11 protein-coding genes are annotated in these 20,588 nt (G+C 42.8%); 9 read left to right on the forward strand and 2 right to left on the reverse strand.

The window, feature by feature from the left end:
* Window positions 1-113: 113 nt before the first annotated feature.
* Both M3661_RS23520 and M3661_RS23525 read left to right on the forward strand, forming a co-directional pair.
* The gene (locus tag M3661_RS23520) at window positions 114-626 is read left to right on the forward strand and encodes a GNAT family N-acetyltransferase (protein ID WP_251489123.1); all 513 of its coding nucleotides are present in this window, start codon (window positions 114-116) and stop codon (window positions 624-626) included.
* A 94-nt stretch (window positions 627-720) separates the two neighbouring features.
* Window positions 721-1,353, forward strand: coding sequence for a hypothetical protein (locus tag M3661_RS23525; protein ID WP_065292930.1), 633 nt, complete (start codon window positions 721-723; stop codon window positions 1,351-1,353).
* Between the two features lie 352 nt (window positions 1,354-1,705).
* Here M3661_RS23525 and M3661_RS23530 read toward each other — a convergent pair whose 3' ends face one another.
* Both M3661_RS23530 and M3661_RS23535 read right to left on the reverse strand, forming a co-directional pair.
* Window positions 1,706-2,149, reverse strand: a complete 444-nt coding sequence (locus tag M3661_RS23530; protein ID WP_251489125.1) for a hypothetical protein — start codon at window positions 2,147-2,149, stop codon at window positions 1,706-1,708.
* Entirely contained in the window at window positions 2,133-2,606 is a 474-nt protein-coding gene (locus tag M3661_RS23535) for a MerR family transcriptional regulator (RefSeq protein ID WP_251489128.1), read from the reverse strand. Before M3661_RS23535 ends, M3661_RS23530 begins: the two co-directional genes overlap by 17 nt.
* A gap of 273 nt (window positions 2,607-2,879) precedes the next feature.
* On the opposite strand from M3661_RS23535, the gene M3661_RS23540 reads away from it, so the two are divergent.
* The 7 genes from M3661_RS23540 (at window position 2,880) to M3661_RS23570 (ending at window position 20,573) form a co-directional block, all read left to right on the forward strand.
* On the forward strand, window positions 2,880-3,218 hold the full coding sequence (locus tag M3661_RS23540; RefSeq protein WP_251489130.1) for a PH domain-containing protein: 339 nt from the start codon (window positions 2,880-2,882) through the stop codon (window positions 3,216-3,218).
* 210 nt (window positions 3,219-3,428) lie between these two features.
* Window positions 3,429-3,917, forward strand: coding sequence for a GNAT family N-acetyltransferase (locus M3661_RS23545; protein ID WP_251489133.1), 489 nt, complete (start codon window positions 3,429-3,431; stop codon window positions 3,915-3,917).
* 1,245 nt (window positions 3,918-5,162) lie between these two features.
* Window positions 5,163-6,134: a 2,3-diaminopropionate biosynthesis protein SbnA gene (sbnA, locus tag M3661_RS23550; RefSeq protein WP_251489136.1), complete on the forward strand. Its 972-nt coding sequence runs from the start codon at window positions 5,163-5,165 to the stop codon at window positions 6,132-6,134.
* A gap of 424 nt (window positions 6,135-6,558) precedes the next feature.
* Window positions 6,559-7,086, forward strand: coding sequence for a sterol desaturase family protein (locus tag M3661_RS23555; RefSeq protein WP_251489138.1), 528 nt, complete (start codon window positions 6,559-6,561; stop codon window positions 7,084-7,086).
* An 85-nt stretch (window positions 7,087-7,171) separates the two neighbouring features.
* A complete protein-coding gene (locus tag M3661_RS23560) occupies window positions 7,172-11,746 on the forward strand; it encodes a non-ribosomal peptide synthetase (protein WP_251489141.1) in 4,575 nt (1,524 codons plus the stop codon).
* Between the two features lie 75 nt (window positions 11,747-11,821).
* Window positions 11,822-13,198 (forward strand): aminotransferase class I/II-fold pyridoxal phosphate-dependent enzyme, encoded by a 1,377-nt coding sequence (locus M3661_RS23565; RefSeq protein WP_251489143.1) that lies wholly within the window; start codon window positions 11,822-11,824, stop codon window positions 13,196-13,198.
* Window positions 13,199-13,223: 25 nt separating this feature from the next.
* Window positions 13,224-20,573 carry a non-ribosomal peptide synthetase gene (locus M3661_RS23570; RefSeq protein WP_251489145.1) on the forward strand — a complete coding sequence of 2,450 codons (7,350 nt, stop codon included), beginning with the start codon at window positions 13,224-13,226 and terminating at the stop codon, window positions 20,571-20,573.
* Window positions 20,574-20,588 lie beyond the last annotated feature (15 nt).

Genomic DNA, 20,588 nt, shown 5'->3' on the forward strand with positions numbered 1-20,588 from the left:
CTCATCCGGAGCCTTAAGGTTCTCGGGTCGTGAATACAAGAGACGTTAGTCGAAATAGCTGAAGGATTTTACATAAACCAGAAAATCCATTCTTTATATTGAGGTGATTATTTATGGTAGAGACTCAAAGATTATGGTTCCGTAAGTATACGATTGATGATTTGGAATTTTTACTAAAGATGACAAGTAATAAAGAGATTATGAAATACATAGGTACTGGAATTACATGGAATGCAAATGAAACTAAAGAACGATTAAACAGATTTATGAGTTGGTATGATTCTGTTGATGATATAGGGTTAATGGTTGCTGTCAATAAGAATAGTGGAGAACCAGTTGGTCATGCTGGTTTAGTACCACAAACAATAGAAGGAAAACAAGAAATAGAGATAGGTTACTGGATAGATCAAGAATATTGGGGACAGGGTTTTGCAACTGAGGCAGCAATGGCATGGAAGGAATATGGATTTAATAAACTTTATAAGAAACGATTAGTTTCAATTATTCAATTAGGGAATATACCTTCTATACAAGTAGCCCAAAAGAATGGAATGACATTTGAAAGAGAAGTAGATTTTAATTCAAAGAATGTAGGATTATATTCAATTTCAAGATCGATTTTGTAATCTAAGGTGGGTATCCGTCGTTAATCCACGAGTCGTTAGATGAAACTAGCGCAATAATAAGGAACAGAATAATGCTTCAGGAGGGGAATCATTCTTGGGTAAGATCAGTAAAATAGCATGGATTAGTATTACCATCCTAAGTATAGTTCCAATTATTTGGTTTATTCTAGGATCAACTGCTTTCTTTAACCGATCATTAGATCTGATCGCAACAACCTATTTAGTATCCCTATGGGTTCCTTTGTTATTGTTGTTTATTCTATCTACAACATTACTTTTGGTGGGCTGGTCACCTTCTAACAAAAATAACATCATGCCACTTTGGATATTATTGCTAGTTATCATTACGCTATCGCTGTTAGTAATTAGAGTAGTTCATACGTCAGGATGGTTACACGACAGAATTTTTAGTGATCCTAAAAGGATTACATCAGACGGCAAGTATGAATATAATACTGACTTAGTTAATTTATTTCAAAAGAATTCTCATGAAAGAATATACATACGAAATATTGAAACCGGTGAAGAATTATATATTCCCGTAAAATTAATCGATATAAAAATACACGGAATCGGAATTAGCACTGATGATGACTGGGCATGGACATTGATGAACTCGACGGATAGTCCGAATCAATATGAATTAATAACAACTGAAGAGCTGCCTGTAACTAAAAAAAGATTCCTTATTGATATAAGTAATTGCACTTCACATTTAATTGAATGATTATTCAGAGAAAGCGCTGACATCCTATAGCAATGTGTTCACGCTTCGGGGCTTTTGCCCCTTGGTCGCCAGGTGATAAGTCAGAGAGGCGGATCCAGGCGAAACATCCATTCACCCAACCGCAGTCGCGTCCGGCCGAGATCGTGCTAATCGTACGACTCGAGCAGCTTTACTTAAATTATCTTAGTTTATTTGGATTTTGCGATGTCTAGAATTTTTTATTTATAGGCTCTGTTATCCTTGATTGTTGATTTGCGACTAAAAGATAAACCGCCACATTAGGCGGTTTATTCTGAACTAGTTTCCCGTTAGCATATTGCAAATCACTGGCAGTGAAACATAGTTTAGTGCTTCAAACTTTTACTGGTTTGTGTTGATTGACCTCCTTACTCTTTTTCTTTATTCTTGTGCCCAGTATAATGAAAGCGGCGTAGATTAAGATAGCAATCGAATCGATTAACGTATTCGTAAGTGCCGAAACATCATAAGATGCGGTTACTCCGAGAATGACCATCAGCCGGATGAGCAGAAGTGACACGATCATCCACGCAGCAAACCGGATCTTAGATTTCTCGCTTTGAAAAGACAGGATAATGAATACGATGCCGAAAACCAGATTCTCAGCGGTGATAATGTGCCAGACATACGTAAATATTATCCGTGTATCCAAGGCTATATTATTCACTAAGAGCGTCAGCAGTACAGCGGATTGCCCGTTCCATGCGTGCGTAACAGCAAAAAGTATTGCAAGAACGCCGGCAATCAAACAATAATAATTCTTAATTCTGATGCCCATCACAATCCTCCTTAGTTATTTCAGGTTCTTTCTTGTGAAGATCCCTGTAAATCTCCCGAACGAACATTGCCAGCCGCTCGTCACTTTCATGATTAAAGTCCCTTAGCGTGTTAACTGCTACGTCGAGCAACTGACTGACCTTTTCAAGATGTGCGATTTTATTGCGTGTTTCTGCTTTCTTGGCATCAAGGAATTCAGCGACATCCTGGCAATAAGCAGGATCTACACTCTGCATTCTGTGGAACTGAAACTTCCCCTTGATTTCTTCTAGAGAAAAGTCCGCATACTGCATGATTTGAATATTCATCAAATCGACGATGTCGTCCCTAGAATACCTGCGATAAGAATTGTTTCCCCGAGACGGCGATACGATTCCAATACCGTCATAATACCGGAGCGTATCCTTCGGGATACCAAGTATCCGTGAAACCTCTTTTATAGAATATTGTTTTTCCATACATTCAAAATAACATTGGAGTAGACTCCAATGTCAATTGTTTTTTACTATCTTTTTGCACGCGGTAATCATGCATTCCATGCAACTATGCTGTCCGTTACTTCAATAAAAAAATTAACAACACAGTTTAACAAAGTCTATTTATAAGAAGTAATGAAATAAGAAAGGCAATGGGTTACAATTCCAAATAAGGACTTGAATAAGGGCGACGCTATACGCAATTCCTAATGAAAGACTATAAAAAACGACAAAAAATAGTAAGGAATGATTATTTTGAAGCATAACGCTCAATTTACAGTATACGAAGGGCAGGTCAACTACATTATTAGCAGTATGGAACAAGCCGTAGGGAAGTTACAGATAACGGAAGAAAGTATCAAATTTAATTCATACAAAGTGACTATGATCCAAGAATCCTTTGAAATAAGAAGAACAGATATCAAAAAAGTTGAGAAGAAAAAAACGATGTACATAATGCGAAACAAACTAAAGATATATTTGAAGAGTGGTAAGGACTATGCAATATCAACATGGGATCAAGAAAAAATATATAACATATTAACTAAAGACGATAAAGGCAAAGAACAGTTGAAAGCTTATCAGGAAAGTTAGGAACTGCGTACAACAACATATATTCACGCTTCGGGCCACTCGGCACTCGGGATCAGGTGGACACATCTGCGAGGCAACTGCGCTTCGCGCAGCCGGTTCGATCGGATGGCCTCACCTATCTTTTCATACCTTAAGCCTCTCGACGTCGTGAATACAAGAGCGTTATATGAAACCAGTCGAAAGACATTTGAGAAAAGGAGTAATAAAAAGATGATCATAAGGGAAGTAACTCAAAAAGATGCAAGTCAATTAGTTGTTTTGCATAAACAATTAGATAAAGAAACGAAATATATGTTATTTGAGCCTAACGAAAGAGAAGTGGATGAAAATCAACAATTAAAGGTGATTACGTCGTTTCTTGAATCTGATAATTCAAATATCTTTGTTGCAGAGTACAACGATAGAATAGTCGGACATTTAACGGTAATTGGAGGACACGCAAAGAGAATAAAACATAGAGCGTATATCGTTATTGGAATATCAAATGATTTTACTGGTAAAGGAATTGGAACTGATTTATTTAAAGCTATGGAGAAGTGGAGATTAGCAACCAATATTACGCGAGTGGAACTAACAGTTATGACGCATAATGATAATGGAATAAAATTATATAAGAAGATGGGATTTGAAGTAGAAGGGGTAAAGAAAAATTCGGTAATAATTGATGATAGATTTGTAGACGAGTACTACAATGGCTAAGATTTATTGAGCTAACTCTGAGAAGTGGCTGGCATCATGTTTCTCATCTATTAACTCGAGATTTTCTAATAGTGATCGTGAAAGACAAAGACACTATTCGTTCATGATATTATTGAATATCCCATTTTTATTGGTAGTTGACTTATGAGGGATATTATGTTATTTTTTGTTATGTATTTTTAATTAGATTAGATAGACCATGTCAGAGATAGGACTTAACTTTTGAAGTAAAATACTTAATCGTTGTTAAGGCACGTTAAGTGTTTAATTGCAAACTATGTAATATGTAGTGCGAGTGAATTCGCGCGAACGGGCGAAGCTATGCTCGTTGGCGATTTTTGAGCTTTGATGCTTAATGTATAAGAGAAAAGAGTTGAAACTTAATAATTCATTTAGAAGTAGAACTAGGCATCGATTGTTGGTCATGAACTAACAGTTTAATCCTGGTTTTTTTGCGTTAATGGACTATTTTCACAGATCTTCAGATATTACGAGGGAGGCATTTGGTAGAGAAGACAATCTGACGAACGGTCTTCTTTTTTTATTTTGGGCTCGGAATTTTGATGTATGCTATGGTCAACGTTATACAACTACCAAGCTTGTTACATTAACTAGCAATATGGTCTATGAAAAAAGAGCGGATCTGATAGGGGAAATATTGAATTTGCCCATCAAAAGTTGGAGAACATGGAGGAAGGCGGACTACATGCCGTCTTGAATAATGATACTGAAGTAGTTAGCGGATCGATCAATGTAATCATTTCAGGCATTATTTCTTTGGTGACATTGATATGTTGTTTTGTTTATCTTGGGATGCTTAATCTTTATGCGCTACTTATTTCCATTTCAGTCACGGTTTGCCGATGTTAATGTGGTAGGCGAGTTGCTATTCACCGTCGTCATAGGGGCTGTAGCCTTTTTATTTCCGGATATGTTTCCAAACTTACTTTCTTCCACGATTTAAACATATGTCTTTGTATTTCTGTACATGACGGGGCCGGTCAATGGGATTTTGAACGCATATCCGACATTGTTGCGGTGTCGCATTTTATGGAACTGTATAAAGGTGCTTTCTGCTGAAATAAAGCAGCTTCAGGCTAATGAAAGGTGGGGAATCACCGTGTTTTGGATAATTCGTTGGAATTATCCATACAAAATGTTGGGTATGTTTATGACTCAAACTGTTAACATATATCCAAGTTTATTTGTGATCAGTTCAAGTATCTCTAGAAAGGGGAACTAGCCTTGATTCAAAATAATATTTTAAATCTTGTAGGAAATACACCCTTATTAAAACTTACGATGTCAGAACTTAAGCAACTCAATATATTCGCAAAGCTGGAGATGTTTAATCCAACGGGAAGTGTGAAAGATCGAGCGGCTTCCTATATCCTTGAAAAATTGATAGAATGTGGAACTATAAACAAAGACACAGTTATCATTGAGTCTTCTTCTGGTAATTTTGGACTTGCTCTTTCGGCGGCTTGTCGTTGGTTAGGATTAAAGTTTTATTGTGTGATTGATAAAAATACAATGCCTGACAATGAGATGTTGATCTCTGCGTTAAGCGATAAAGTATTCAAAATCACGGAACCAGATGAGTATGGGGGATATCTTCTAAATCGGATCAAAAAAGTAAAAGAGTTGGTAGAAAATATCCCCAACTCTTATTGGATCAACCAGTATGAGAACCCGCTAAATGCCGAGGCTTATTATCATACACTGGCTAGTGAACTAATAGAGTCTGTAAAAAAGATTGATTATGTATTCATGGGGGTGAGTTCAGGGGGGACGATAACTGGGGTTTCTAACCGTATTAAAGAGTATTTCCCTGAATCGCGAATTATAGCTGTTGATATTTATGGTTCGGTAATTTTCGGGTCACAACCTAAAAAAAGGAGTATTCCGGGAATTGGATCTAGCAAGTACCCATTGATACTTAATAAGGCAAAAATTGATGATCATGTAATGGTTAGTGAGTTGGAGACGGTTAATATGTGCCAGCGTTTGCTAAAGGAATATTTTATTTTGGCAGGGGGGTCTTCGGGGTCTGTAATGTCAGCTATCTTAAAGTACTTCACACAAAATTTACCCGACCGCGAAATCAATGTAGTTACAGTTTTCCCGGATCGTGGAGATCGATATACAAGCACTATCTACAACCCGGATTGGAAATTGACTAGTGAGAAGGAGATTGAACACGTTATATCTAAATGAGAAGGATATTATAAGCATAGGAATGGAGGGTGAGCCATATAACTTCTCAATCAATCGGAACTATTGGGACAGGCACGATGGCAAAAGTTTAGCAGCAGACTGCATACTTCCTCTATCACAAAAAATGGCTTATGCCGGGAGATTAGATTGTAAAAGAACGATCTGCAGTTGAAAGAGTCAATGCGTAGGACTATCAATACAGGAGCATATACTTCGTCCATCATCATGCACAAGTAGCATTGTCAAAGAAGATAAATATTGTTAACCAGGAAAAGGGTTCTGCTCTGAACCAAGTCCCCTATCTGCAGCTTCCAGTTTTTCCATCAAGCATCGAAATTCTCAAGCGAGATTTGTGTATTATTCCCAGGGCTTCTCGATGATTTTGTCTTTTGAAGCTATCCATAAAAAATGGAGGATGATGACAATGGTGTTAGTGATTGTAAAAGTTATTGCATACTTCTTCCTTTGGACGCTGTACTCGTACAGCGTACATCGGCTAGCACATATTCCCCATAAGAAAAATTTCTTATATAAAATTCATATCGTACATCATCGTGTCAAATATGGGGATTCGAATTGGCCCGAGTTTTCAAATTATTTCTTCTGGTTCGGAAGTTTTAAGGCTTCGCTGGATATTTGGCTTACTCTGACGTTACCCTTAATTGTCCTCGTCTTCATCGACCCGGTTCCAGGGGGCATATTGTTAGGATTTCATTATGTTTATGAAGTGTTTTTGGCTGGCAAGGTAGTCGATCACAATCCAAGGATAAGGGGTATCATCACCCGATGGCTGTCGATCGGCGCCTACCATTTAAAGCATCATGATCTATATAAGTGCAACTACTCTTTTTTCATTACCTTGTGGGACCATATCTTTCAAACAACCGACAAGAAATTTTTGGGGGTACGAGGTGCGAAGGGGAGAAGAGAAAATCTTGATGAGAGATACTGACCAAAAAAACATTCCAGACGTTATATTCTAGAAGTTAACCGGCAGGAACTCGCGCCTATTCTGATAAGGAAAGGTTTGAAAATTCGTGATCATACCTCATTATGCTGATTATCATTATCCGCTAAGTCATCCTCAGAAGAGAATCTGGTATACCGAAAAACTATATCCCAATACTAATATTCATCATATTTGTGGTATCGCAAATATCTATGGACAGATAGACGCGGATATGTTGATGCAGTCGATTCGGTCGGTCATCGCTGGCAATCAGGTATTTCGGTTAGTCATCTCAGAGGAAGATGACGACCCCATGCAGACCGTATCCAAGGATGGTAAGCACAGGCTGCAGTTTACGGATTTTAGCACAAAAGCCAACCCACAACAAGTGTTGGATCAATGGTTGCAAAATCAACTTCGTCTGCCGCTTTCGCTAGATGGACAACAACCCCTTTATCGATTTGAAGTGTACCGGCTAGATGAGAAACATTACGGTATTTTTGCCAAGATACATCATTTGATTTTTGACGGCTGGTCGCTTCCACTCCTGACGGCAGAGATTTGCAACCATTATGAGCGGTTATTTCGCGGCGAGGATGATGCGATACAGGAAGATCAAACGTATTTACAGTTGATAAATCAAGAACAGAAATATGCACAATCTCCTCGTTTTGCGAAGGACCGTGCTTATTGGTACGAAAAGTTTCAGACGATTCCTGAGCCTGTTTTTCATATGGGCTCCGACCGACTTGAAGCGCAGCGGGCATCCTATGCGCTGGACAGGGAAATCACTTCGTCCATACATGATTGGACACAAAAATATAACTGTTCACTGAACGATTATTTTGTTCTATTAATGAACCTCTACATATTCAAAATGTATGGTCAGACAGATGTAACGATAGGTTTGCCTGTATACAACCGTTCCGGTCCAGCAGATAAACAAACTATTGGCATGTATACAAGCACAATGCCCGTACCGTTCCATATTCAACCGGAGGCTGCGGTGTTGGAGCTGTTATCCGCTGTCAAGCGCGAAATTCGCACCGGTTATGTTCACCAGAAGTATCCGTTCGACTTGTTGATGCAGGATTTACAGTTGAAGAAAAGAGGCTACGAATCCTTGTTCCAACTGTCGGTCAATTATTATCCATTTGTACCGAGCAATCAATTACTTGATCAGCCATTCGAGGTCATACAATTGCATTCGGGCTATCAACAGCTTCCATTGCAGTTGGTGATAAAGGAATGGGCAGAAGGAGAGTTGATGCTGGAATTTGATTATCGATGCGCCATATTCAGCAAACAGGATATAGATCTAATGTTTGATAGAATAATGAGGATCGCTACGCAAATCATGAATCATCCGCAACTGATGATTCAGCAAATTTCTCTTTTATCGGAAGACGAGCGGTATAGGTTGTTGGTTGAATTTAACGATACAACGCAATCGTATCCCGCAAACCACAATGTTGTGGAGCTGTTTGAACAACAAGTGCAATTAACGCCGGAACGCATAGCTATCAGTATGTATACCAAGACATGGAACTATCAGGAACTGCATCGGCAGGTTCTGCGACTAAGTGTTCGCTTGCGGCAGCTCGGCATAGGTTCCGGGCACAAGGTGGGTGTGTACGGAACGCATTCGATGGAGCTGGTGGCCGGAGTGCTGGCTATTTTGAAAGTCGGAGCTGCCTATGTGCCTATCGATCATGCATATCCAAGCCGTCGAATTAATGATATTTTGCAAGATAGCACCATAAACTGTTTGGTACTGAATCGGGAACTGCCAGCAGATGTGGATTACAGCGGGACTATTCTTTGGCCGGAGCAACAGGATGAAGATGACGCAGCAGTTTGGACAATTACCGGACCGTCGGCAGGTCCGAGTGAACTTGCTTATATGATTTATACTTCCGGTTCAACCGGCAAGCCGAAGGGCGTTATGATCGAACACAGCAATCTGACGAATTACATCTGGTGGGCTCATAAGGTTTACGTGCGGCAAACACCGGAAGTCTTCGCTTTATATTCTTCATTGTCATTTGATTTGACGGTTACGTCTATCTTTACACCGTTAATAGGTGGGCATGAGCTGAGAATTTATAGTGAATCAGACCATGGTTTTGTATTGTATGATATCTTGCGAGATAACAAGGTTACTGTACTGAAACTGACGCCTGCGCATTTGTCCTTACTACGTGAGCAATCGTATACACAGAGCTCTATACGCACCCTGATCGTAGGCGGTGAGAATCTGAACACCTCAATCGCCAAGGAAATAAATGATTGCTTCGGTGCAAATATTCATATTTATAATGAATACGGTCCGACGGAAGCTACGGTAGGCTGTATGATTCATAAATATGACCCCCTAGAGGATACTGATGTTTCTGTACCGATCGGCAAGCCGGCGGCTAATGTGCAGTTGTATGTGCTGGATGAGCATTTGCAGCCTGTACCGACAGGCTGCATTGGAGAATTGTTCATATCAGGTGAAGGAGTGGCAAGAGGTTACTGGAACCGGGAGCGATTGTCGGAAGCAGCCTTTGTACCAAATCCGTTTCATTCGCAGCAAAAGATGTATCGGACAGGCGATTTGGTTCGTTTTACGGAGCGCAATCATCTGGAATACATGGGCCGCAAAGACCGTCAGGTCAAATTGAATGGGTACCGTATTGAAATAGGTGAAATCGAAACGGCATTATTGGAAATTGATGAAATTTCCAATGCAGCCGTGCTGGGATACCGGATGAACGATGCGGAGTATACGGATCAACAGACTGTAAATGCAGGTAAGAGTGACCAACGAAGTAAGCTTTGCGCCTATCTGGTAATGAAAACGCCTGTAGAACTGGCAATGATCAAAACAAAACTTGCCGCCAAGTTGCCGTTGTATATGATTCCACAGCTAATTGAAGTGAACGAAATCCCGTTAACGATTAATGGTAAAATCGATTTTTCCAAATTACCAGTGCCGATAATGGAGCAAGAAGTATCTGTGGAGTCAAACAAGGACGAGCATCTGTATTCAGTGGAACAACAGTTGTTAACCGTCACGCTGCAACAGCTTTTGAATATTCCGGTTGTACGATTGGAGCACGAGTTTTTTCAATTAGGTGGCGATTCCATTAAGGCGATTCAGCTATCTTCCAGAATGAAAACAGCAGGATATGTCCTAAAGGTCAACGATATTCTGACATATTCGCGAATCGGCGATATGGTGGCTTACCTTGTCAAAGATAGAGGCGCAGACCAGGAAGATCGTCATCGAATAGCGGAGGGGGTCTTGAAGCGTTCTCCCATACACGAATGGTTTTTTGATCAGCAATTGACTCAGCAGGATTATTATCATCAATCGGTACTATTGTCGCTGGATGCCACGGTTACATTGGAAATGATAGAATCGGGCCTGCAAGCGCTAATTGTTCAGCATGACAGTTTGAGATTAAATCTGAATGATGATCGTGTTCTTTTTTATAATCCTGTTCATCTGGATCTTCCTTTTCAGGTGCAACAACTGGATTTGTCGTCCTTGTCGTATGATCAGCAGCTGGAAAGGATCGAGGCGGCGGGCAGTACATTAAAATCGTCATTTGACTTGCAGTCTGATCTGCTGTTCAAGGCGATTTTTTTTGAACTCGGGAGTCAAGGCGCAAGGTTGCTGCTAACAGCACATCACCTAGTAGTTGATGGTGTTTCTTGGCGTATCTTACTGGAGGACTTGATTACCATCTTAACGGCAAAGAAAGACGGTCGTGAAGCTGTACTGCCAGCTAAAACATCATCCTACCAGCAATGGACAGAGGAATTGGAACACTATGCTGCTTCGTTGACTTCCACAAGCATATCTTACTGGGCCGAAATATTTGATGACTGGAGTGGAGGAAACGCACCGAACGTCCGAGCGGTGGAAAATCGCCACACAGCTACCGTGACCAAACAGTTAAGCGCAGATTGGACGAGTCAATGGCTGCTTCGCGCCAATTCCGCGTATCACACGGAACCAGTTGATCTGCTAATTATCGCACTAGCACAGGCAGTGCAACAACTGGATACTGGTTCTTGCATACTGCTGGAGCTGGAGGGACATGGAAGAGAGAGGTTTAGCGAGGCTGTGGATGTATCTCGAACGGTAGGCTGGTTCACAAGCATTTTCCCAGTTCGGATTGAACTGCCTGCCGCTGATCTAGAGCAGCAGATCAAACTAGTCAAGGAACAGCTACGCAATGTGCCGAATAAAGGTTTCGATTATTTGATAAGTCGGCATTTACAGCCTTCATCCATTCTTTCAATGTTCGAATCACCAATCGGGCAGATGATCCGATTTAATTATCTTGGTGATTTTGTTGCCTTGTCCGCTCCTGGTCTGTTTGCACTGGCGGAAGAACAAACCGGTCCTAATAATGGGCTGTTCAATGCCTTTTCGGTCCGACTGGATGTTAATGCGATGACGATTGGAGGCCAGCTTCGCCTTTCGGTGACTTACGCAAAAGAACACTTTACTACGGAAGCGATGAACCAGCTAATTCATGCCTGGCATGACCAGTTGATTGCCATTATCACACACTGCACAGCCCGGCAGTCCGCAACATATACGCCCTCTGATTTTGAGACGATCGGGCTGGACCAAGCAGAGCTGGATTCTTTGTTTATAGACTGATTAAATTTGTAAATAGAAAGGAATACTTCCATGTCAAACAATTCGTACTACAAGGAAAAATTTGAGAATCTGGAAATGTACCAACGCTTGATTCAGTATTGGAGTATTTTGTTTGATAGACGTGAATCAATGAACATATTGGATAATATGAACTTTAATGTTCATCTCTTTCCAGAAATCTTCACCATGGACGAAATTTCTGCTTTGCATCAGATAGAGCCGGGATACACATCTCCTGACGGTTATACCGAGATGAATGCGTTGATCCGTAGACTGGAGCTGGCAAGACTGTTACAGAATGCCCCCCAGCGGGCGGATATTAGCCACAGGCTGGTAGAGCAAGCCGGTATAGGCTGCGGGAACGGCTGCACCAATGTGATGAACGGTGTTATTAATTCAATTTTGAAATTGAAACAGGTTGAAAAAGGGCTGGAGCATCCGGAAGTGATTCTGATTTTGCCCAACTATACGGTCTATGCAGCCCAACTGTCGAATCTGAACGACAAGGCAACCTCTAAATACGTATATACACAACGAGAGAATAATTATCTGCCCACCAGTTGCGAGATTCGTAATGCGATTACACCTTCTACAGTCGCGGTAATCATCACCTACCCTAACAATCCTGCCCAATCTACCTATGAGGGCGAGAATGTAAGGGAGTTGCAGCAGATCGTAGAATTATGCCAGGCCAATGAGATTTTCTTGGTGGTAGATAATATCTACCAGGACTTGATCTTCCCTAAAAGCCGAGGCTTTACAGAAATTTTTAATCTGACGGATAAGCTTGATTACGTGATTAAAGTATATGGTTGTTCCAAAGATACACCGTTTTATTCCGGTTTCCGTACGGGATACTGGTTTGGTGATCCGCGGATTGACGAGAAATACAAATATTTTATTTCATCGATGGAAAATAGCATGAATACCCACTCGTTGGTCTATTTTGCGCTCAATCTGTATTTCAAATATAAGCTGATTACCGGAGAAGAACCGGCGCTGGAGGATATGAAATTATTTGACCAGGGATTATTCGGCTGGAGTCAGAATGTGGATGAACATCTATTGTTTAAAAAAATGCAGGAGCTTAAGCTGTTTGCGAAATATCAATCCCGCATTCAGCTTTCGGATAATATACAGGCCGATGCGCTTCGACGTGTGACCGAATATGTGAAAGGATCGAAAGTATTTGTGGATTATACCAATCAACAGATTGGCAATGTATTCTTCATTAAAGTGAATCCCGACTATCGGTTTGACAATGATGATGAATTCTTCAAGAAGCTGTTTTATGAAGCGAACTGTGGCATTCTTCCCGGCAATGTATTTGGTATTTTGCAACGGCCTGATGAAATTTGGTTCCGTATTACACTGATTCATGACCGTGTGGACAATATTATTCGCTATCTAAGCAAGATCGAAGACGTTTTTGCCCATTCAGCAATTATTTAATCACGCAAACATACGGGAGGTCAGTATGGCCCAAAAGGTAAACAATCAGAACATTGAAGATATTATTGCGCTGTCGCCTACACAGGAAGGCATTTTGTTTCATTGTTTAAAAGAACCAGAGGCGCCGCTCTATTTGAGTCAAGTGGCATTGCATATTACCGGTGAACTGGATGCAGAAATATTGCAGAAGGCGCTGAATTGGATGGCAGTGGATAATGACTGTCTTCGCTCTGTCATTCGCTGGGAGAATCTAAGTCAGCCTGTTCAAATCGTATTAAAGCAGCAAAAGTTGATCCTGAGCCAAGAGGATCTGTCCACCTTGTCTCCGGCCGATACAGAAACCAGGTTGAGTGAAATTGGACGTCGTGAGCAGAATAACGGCTTCGATCTCACAAAAGGTCCGCTGCTGAGGACTGTATTGTGCAAGAAAGATGCGAATAGCTATACCATTCTATTGCAATTTCATCACATTATACTGGATGGCTGGTCATTGGGACTGTTTTTGAGTGAATGGCTGCAAACCTATGAATTGCTACTACATGATCAACATGTAAGCCGCAGCAGTAAGCCTGCCTATATGGCGTACATCAAATGGCTGCAACAATATGATCATGAGCAGGCTCGCCAATTTTGGCAGACCGAATTGGAATCTTTAAGCTCGTATACGAAACTGCCGTATGCGCAGCAGACGAGAACACAGGGTGGCGACATTCATAAGGTAGAAATCGATCTTCATAGCATTTTTCCTCAAGTAGAGGAATTCTCGAGAGCGTATAGCGTATCGGCCAGTTCTATAATGAATGCTGCTTGGGCACTTCTCTTGCAACGGTACAACGACAGTAATGAGGTCGTGTATGGCCTGACCGTTTCAGGCCGCCCGGATGTACTTCCTCAGGTGGAGCGGATGATAGGTTTGTTCATCAATACCATTCCTGTCATTGTAAGTGAAGCTGGTGATTTGTCGATAATTGATTATATTCGACACATACATAATAAGCTAATTCACTATAAAAAGTCCGAAAATCTACCTCTAAGCGATATTCAAAGTATTTCCCGGATGAAAGGCACGGAGACGTTGTTTAACCATATTCTGGTATTTGAAAACTACCCTCTGGATATGCAATTGCTGCAGGGCTCTTTTAGCAGCTTCAACATTATCGGATATGAAGAATACGAGGTTAATCATTACGATTTGACCGTATCCTTCCTGCTGGCTGGAAGGCCGATGCTGAAGCTGGAATATCATTCTGATCTGTTCGAACAATGGATCGTACACAAGATGGGAGAGCATTTTATTTCGATATTGCAACAATTCATGAATCAGGCTGAACTGCCGGTTGCTGGAGTGGAGCTATTGACGGAAGTTGAGAAACAACAACTGCTGGTGGAGTTCAACCAGACGGACCGAATGGACCTGAAGCAGGACAAAACCGTATATCAATTTTTTGTTGAGCAGTCTCAAGCCACGCCCGAATATACAGCTGTGGTCTTTCAAGAAAGCAGGCTGACTTATTGTGAGCTGGCCCAACAGGCAGAGCGGCTGGCTGGTTTTTTGCGTGATCGGGGAGCAGGCGAGGGCAGGATTATCGCTTTGCTGATGGACTGGTCGACTGATTTGATTACCGCCATTATGGGAGTGCTTGGTTCGGGGAGTGCTTATTTGCCGATTGATCCAAGTTATCCGGAGGAACGTATTCGTTATATTGTCGAAAGTAGCAAGGTTAGCATTATTGTAACCATGGAGCAGTACCAGGGGGTTGCTGCTGCGATGGTTAGGACTACAGTAGTGCTGGAGCAGGGCGACTGCCGGCTAGTTGAGAATACTGCCGCCGGTCAATCAGTTGCAGCAGATCATGGGGGCGTTGATTTTCCACTGGCGTATGTCATTTATACATCTGGTTCAACTGGTACGCCTAAAGGTGTAATGATTGATCAGCGTTCTTTCACTGAATTTATATTATGGACGCTAGAAGAATATGATCATACCCCAGGCTATCAGGTGCTGTTGTCCAATTCCTACGCATTTGACAGTTCCATTCAGCAGATTTTCTCGCCGCTTGTTTCAGGTGGAACACTGCACTTGCTTCATCCGGACGTACGCAAGAATGCCGACCAGTATTTGGACTATTTGCAGAAACACCGGATTAACAGTATTGATGAAATACCAGTGCTGATGAATATGTTGGTGGAGCAAGCAGAAGAACGGAGCGAGCGCCCTGTATTGCCTGATCTGACCTCATTGTCTCTGGGCAGCGAATATGTGCCGATCAGTCTGGTTCGCAAATGTCGCGAGATATTGAATCCTACCGGGAAAATTATTAACGGTTACGGCCCTGCGGAGACAACGGTAGAAACAAGCACCTATCATTTTGACGGTAATTCTGAGCATGAGATTTCATTGATAGGCAAACCGCGTTCTAATCTAAAAATATATATAGTGGACCGGAACAACCGCCTGTGCCCGATCGGCATTCCCGGTGAAATTTGTGTTAGCGGCACAGGGCTGTCGCGCGGATATTTGGGCCAGCCGGAACTCACAGCTGAGCGCTTCATTCCGAATCCGTTCAGCGATATTCCTGGAGATAAAATGTACAAAACCGGTGATGTGGGCCAGTGGCAAAAAGACGGCAATTTACAGTACCTCGGTCGTGTGGATAATCAGGTTAAAATCCGCGGTTATCGGGTAGAGATCGGGGAAATTGAAGAAGCATTGCTACAGCACCCGCAAATTCAGGATGCAGTAGTCGTGCTGCAGGGAAAAGCTCTGAATAACCCTGTATTATGCGCTTTTCTTAAATCTCGAACAGAGCCATCAACAGCGGAATTGCGGCAGTTCTTAGCGGATAAGCTGCCGAGTTATATGATCCCCTCCTTTTACCAATACAGTGAAGCCTATCCGTTATCACCGAACGGTAAAATTAATCGCAAAGCATTGGAAAACACTGAAATTGTTCGCACGGGTGAAGACTACAGCGAACCGCGTCATGAATTGGATCAGAAGCTGGTTGACATCTGGAAGAATGTGCTGAACCTCTCCCATGTTGGGATTCAGTCCAACTTTTTTGAACTTGGCGGAAATTCAATTCAGATTATGCGGCTGTACAACCTGCTAAAAAAAGAACAGCCTGAAATAAAACTAGAAATCAGTGATCTGTTTTCCTACAACACTGTTGCCCAACTGGCAGATTATATTATGCAGCCAGCTGATGACATTCTTTCGGTACCCGAGAATAAAGATCGTTTGGAACAATCTGTGCAACCGGGCGAGGGTAAGGAAACTTCGAAGGCCGGGCAGGATATTGCCATCATTGGTATCGGAATCCACCTGCCTGAAATAGATGGTCCGGACCAATTCTGGGATATGCTAGTGAACGGTCAAACGACCATCAGGGAAATTCCCTCATCCAGAAAATTGCTGGACCCTACCGGTTATAGGGATAAAAATTATTTGCGCTACGGTTATCTTGAAGGGATCGATGAATTTGACCCGCAGTTTTTCGGTATTTCACCAAAACTGGCCAAATCAATGGACCCTAACCAACGTATCATGTTGGAAACGGCCTACCATACGCTAGAAGATGCCGGTTATACACGTGAAGAACTGCATAATCGTCCGGTTGGTGTTTTTATGGCAGGAATAATTCCGACGTATTATCAACACCTGGATCTAAAAATAGATGAGTTAATGTCAAGCAATTTGCCTGCTAATCTGGCGGGAAGATTATCGTACCATTTCGGTTTCAATGGCCCTTCCATGGTGATTGAAACGGCTTGTTCGTCTTCGTTGACAGCGGTGCATACAGCAGTACAGGCTTTACGAAACGGAGAGTGTGAGCTGGCACTTGCCGGCGGCATCCATCTGGATATTGAGCCGATTGAGCGTGAACTTGCTATGGAATCTAATATTGTTTCACCTAGCGAGTGCTGTCGGGCATTCAGCGAACAGGCGGACGGAACAATCGGTGGAGAGGGCAGCGTATGTATTCTTCTGAAGCCATTGGAGCAAGCGGTACGTCATAACGATCGTGTATATGCAGTTATTAAAGGCAGCGCTATTACTCAAGACGGTGCAAGATCGAACGGCATCACTGCCCCAAGTCCTGATGCCCAGGCTGAAACCTTATTAAAAGCTTGGAGCAACGCTAATATTGATCCAACAACGATCTCTTATATCGAAGCGCACGGAACAGGAACCCGGTTGGGCGATCCGATTGAAATCAAAGGAATTCAAAAAGCATTTATGCAGTATACGGATCGTAAGCAGTTCATCCGACTCGGTTCGCTCAAGTCCAATGTAGGCCACCTTGACAGCGCGGCGGGATTGGCTGGACTAGTCAAGACGGCGCTGAGTTTGCAGCATAATGAGTTGCCAGCTTCACTCCATGCCACACCGCTAAATTCGTTAATTCCATTTGAACAGACACCTGTCCTTGTAAACGGTACATTAAGTTCTTGGCAGCCAGTCGCTGGAGAGCCGCTTCGTGCCGGTGTGAGTTCATTTGGGCTGAGTGGTACGAATGTGCATATAATTCTGGAGAAATTCGAACCTCAATCGGTGTTGGACGGTTCACAGAATGGGCCTGATCCGGATCAAGTGCAGCAGATCCCATATCTGTTCACCTTATCAGGTTCAACTCCTGCAATTGTACAACGAAAGATAGACGGACTGCGGCAGCATCTTATGCATAATCATCAAGCTGCCCTTGCGGATATAAGCTATACGTTGAACTGCCGGCGCAGTCAGGATAATTATCGGTTCGCTGTGGTCGCTCATACTCGAAAGGAACTCATCGAACGGCTGGAACAGGCTGCTGAAATTCACGCCCGCCATGGACAAACAGAGGCAAGGGCCAGTCTGTGGCTGCAAGATTATATTCCGGGTGCGGAGCGGCTTTACGATCAATTAGTCCTGACAGGCTGGATAAACCGTGAGCAACGAGCGCAATACGATGAGTATATTGCTGCTTCAAGTGATGACCCGCAGCTTCGGGCCAGAGCGATCTATGCTTCGTTTCTGTACGCTATCGTCAGTCTATTGCAGGCAACAGGACTGAACTATGAGCTGAGTGGAATCGGCATTGGAGCAGCGGTCTCTAATGTTATGCAGAATAAAGGGACACTGGCAAATGTTACAGATGCCGCGTTGCAAACGAGCTTAGCACAATACAATACGAATATAAATGAACAGCAATGGTTTGCACATAGAGGCATCCTGCTGACTGCAGGCGCAATACCCATTCATCAGCTTCTTGACACAGCATCCCAATCCGCCGAGGGTTCATCCATCCCTCCCCAGCAATGGGAAGCAGATGTGTTCGGTTTCACACAGGGGGATCACCAGTTGCTGACGGTACTGTCACATCTGTACAAAGCAGGCTGGAACCTTGATTTGACACCAATTCAGACGGGCAATGTTGTTTCCTTGCCTGTCTATCCATTCGAACGCAAATCATACTGGTTCGATATGAACACGACAAAGCGCAAAGCGCTTGAAGTTCGTCATCAAGAACAACAGGAAACAGGTGCCGTAACCAGTGAACTGCTGCATCGGCTGTATTGGAAACCGACTCAGCTTCAGCGTGAGCGCAAGCATTTATTACAGGGCGTCTTGCTGATAGTTGGCGAACACTCTGACTGGCAGGAACAACTGGCGAATAAATTCCGCGGTGAGGGCATGGATGTTGTACAAATGTATTACGGCCCTCAATATCGTCAGTTAGAGCGGCAGGTCTATGAAGTGAATATAAATGAAGAAGATCAAATCGCCGACGTATTGAAGCAATTAAGAGACAACGGCCAAATTGTAAATACATGCATTCATATCTCATCCAGTCAACCGTTGCAGGATCGAATGGTTACCGACAGGAAGCAGTTGTCTGCGGTGGTTGACGGGATTCTCGCACCTGCATGGTATTTGACGAGGCAGCTTGCGCTGCATACGGCTGCCACACCGGCGCGGTTGTTCCATATTACTAGAAATGCGGACAAGGTTGCATCTGAAGACGCCATTGTTGACCCGCTGCAAAGTTTTATCGTATCTCTAAATCGCAGCGCCAATCATGAATATCCGTTACTGGAGTCGCGTTGCATTGACCTGGAAGCGTCGGAGTGGGCGAAGGATGTCTCATTACAGCATATTTATAACGAAGTATGCTGGCATGATGAAACGAAAGAAGTGGCCTACCGGCATGCCACTCGTTATGTTCGGTATTTGAACGAATCTGTTCCTTCCAAGACAAAGCGGGAGTTGTTTCGCAATGATGGTGTCTACTTGGTTACAGGCGGAACCGGAGGCATAGCGACAGAAATATGCCGTGCGATCGCAAGCAAATATCGTGCCACTTTCGTGCTGCTGGGACGTACCCGCGAAGAGAATATGAGCCAGCGTCAGCTTGCCGATATTCGTGCCCTGGCGGAGCTAGGCGCTGATGTACAGTATTTTGCGGTTAATATTGCAGAACGCAGTGAGTTGGAGTCAACCGTTGAGCGAATCTCCACCCAATACGGCAACGTCGACGGGGTTATTCATGCAGCAGGTATACTAGGGAAGCGGGTTTCGCTGCAAGAGGCAAGTATGGAAGATTATCAGGATGTATATGAAGCTAAAGTCTATGGGACGGTACTTCTGGATATGCTGCTGCGTGAACATATGGTTGATTTTTTTATGACCTTCTCCTCTGTAGACGCTATATTGTCAGAGAAAAATCTGGGACCCTATACTAGTGCTAATCATTTTATGGATCAATATGCGTTGCAACAAAGACAGCTTGGCCGGCAGTTTATTTCTATTCAGTGGGGAGGATGGCAATTTACCGGGATGGGAAGCAAGAACGAAGAGCTGCAGTCCTCCCATATTCATGAAATTGCCCGTTTATCTCCACTTATTCTGGGTTATGACCGCAAGCAGGGGATTGGGGCATTTTGGACGATTACCGGTGCGCGGTCCAGTCATTTAATGGTGACTGGATTGGATGAGCAGGATTTGCAGGCGCTGGACAAGCAGGCGTATTTCAAACTGGAGCCCGATCTTAGGAAAAGGGTGAATGCCTCATCTGCCAAACCATCCATAGCGGATATCAGCCTAGAGAGTATTGAGTCTACGGTTGCGCGTGTCTGGACCGAGATGTTGGAGATGGAGCAGGCTCCAGATGTGAACGAGAATTATTTCTCCATCGGTGGCGATTCGATTCTTGGAATTGATATTACTGTGCAGTTGTCGCAAATCTATCAGCTGCAGCTAGATGCGAACACGCTATTCCGCTATGATACGATTCGGTCATTAAGTAGATTTATCCATGAACAACTCCAAGATGCTAAGCCGGCATCCAAAATTCGGTCTTCCATTCCGAAAGCTGTTCCGATGAATCAGGAATAAGAAACTGCATGAAAG

It is taken from the genome of Paenibacillus sp. MER 180 (genome assembly GCF_023713665.1).
GTDB lineage: Bacteria > Bacillota > Bacilli > Paenibacillales > Paenibacillaceae > Paenibacillus_B > Paenibacillus_B suaedae.

Coding starts and splice junctions, on each gene's coding strand:
- M3661_RS23520 (WP_251489123.1), top strand. CDS start 114: ATGGTAGAGACTCAAAGATTATGGTTCCGTAAGTATACGATTGATGAT.
- M3661_RS23530 (WP_251489125.1), bottom strand. CDS start 2,149: ATGGGCATCAGAATTAAGAATTATTATTGTTTGATTGCCGGCGTTCTT.
- M3661_RS23535 (WP_251489128.1), bottom strand. CDS start 2,606: ATGGAAAAACAATATTCTATAAAAGAGGTTTCACGGATACTTGGTATC.
- M3661_RS23545 (WP_251489133.1), top strand. CDS start 3,429: ATGATCATAAGGGAAGTAACTCAAAAAGATGCAAGTCAATTAGTTGTT.
- M3661_RS23555 (WP_251489138.1), top strand. CDS start 6,559: ATGGTGTTAGTGATTGTAAAAGTTATTGCATACTTCTTCCTTTGGACG.
- M3661_RS23565 (WP_251489143.1), top strand. CDS start 11,822: ATGTACCAACGCTTGATTCAGTATTGGAGTATTTTGTTTGATAGACGT.
- M3661_RS23570 (WP_251489145.1), top strand. CDS start 13,224: ATGGCCCAAAAGGTAAACAATCAGAACATTGAAGATATTATTGCGCTG.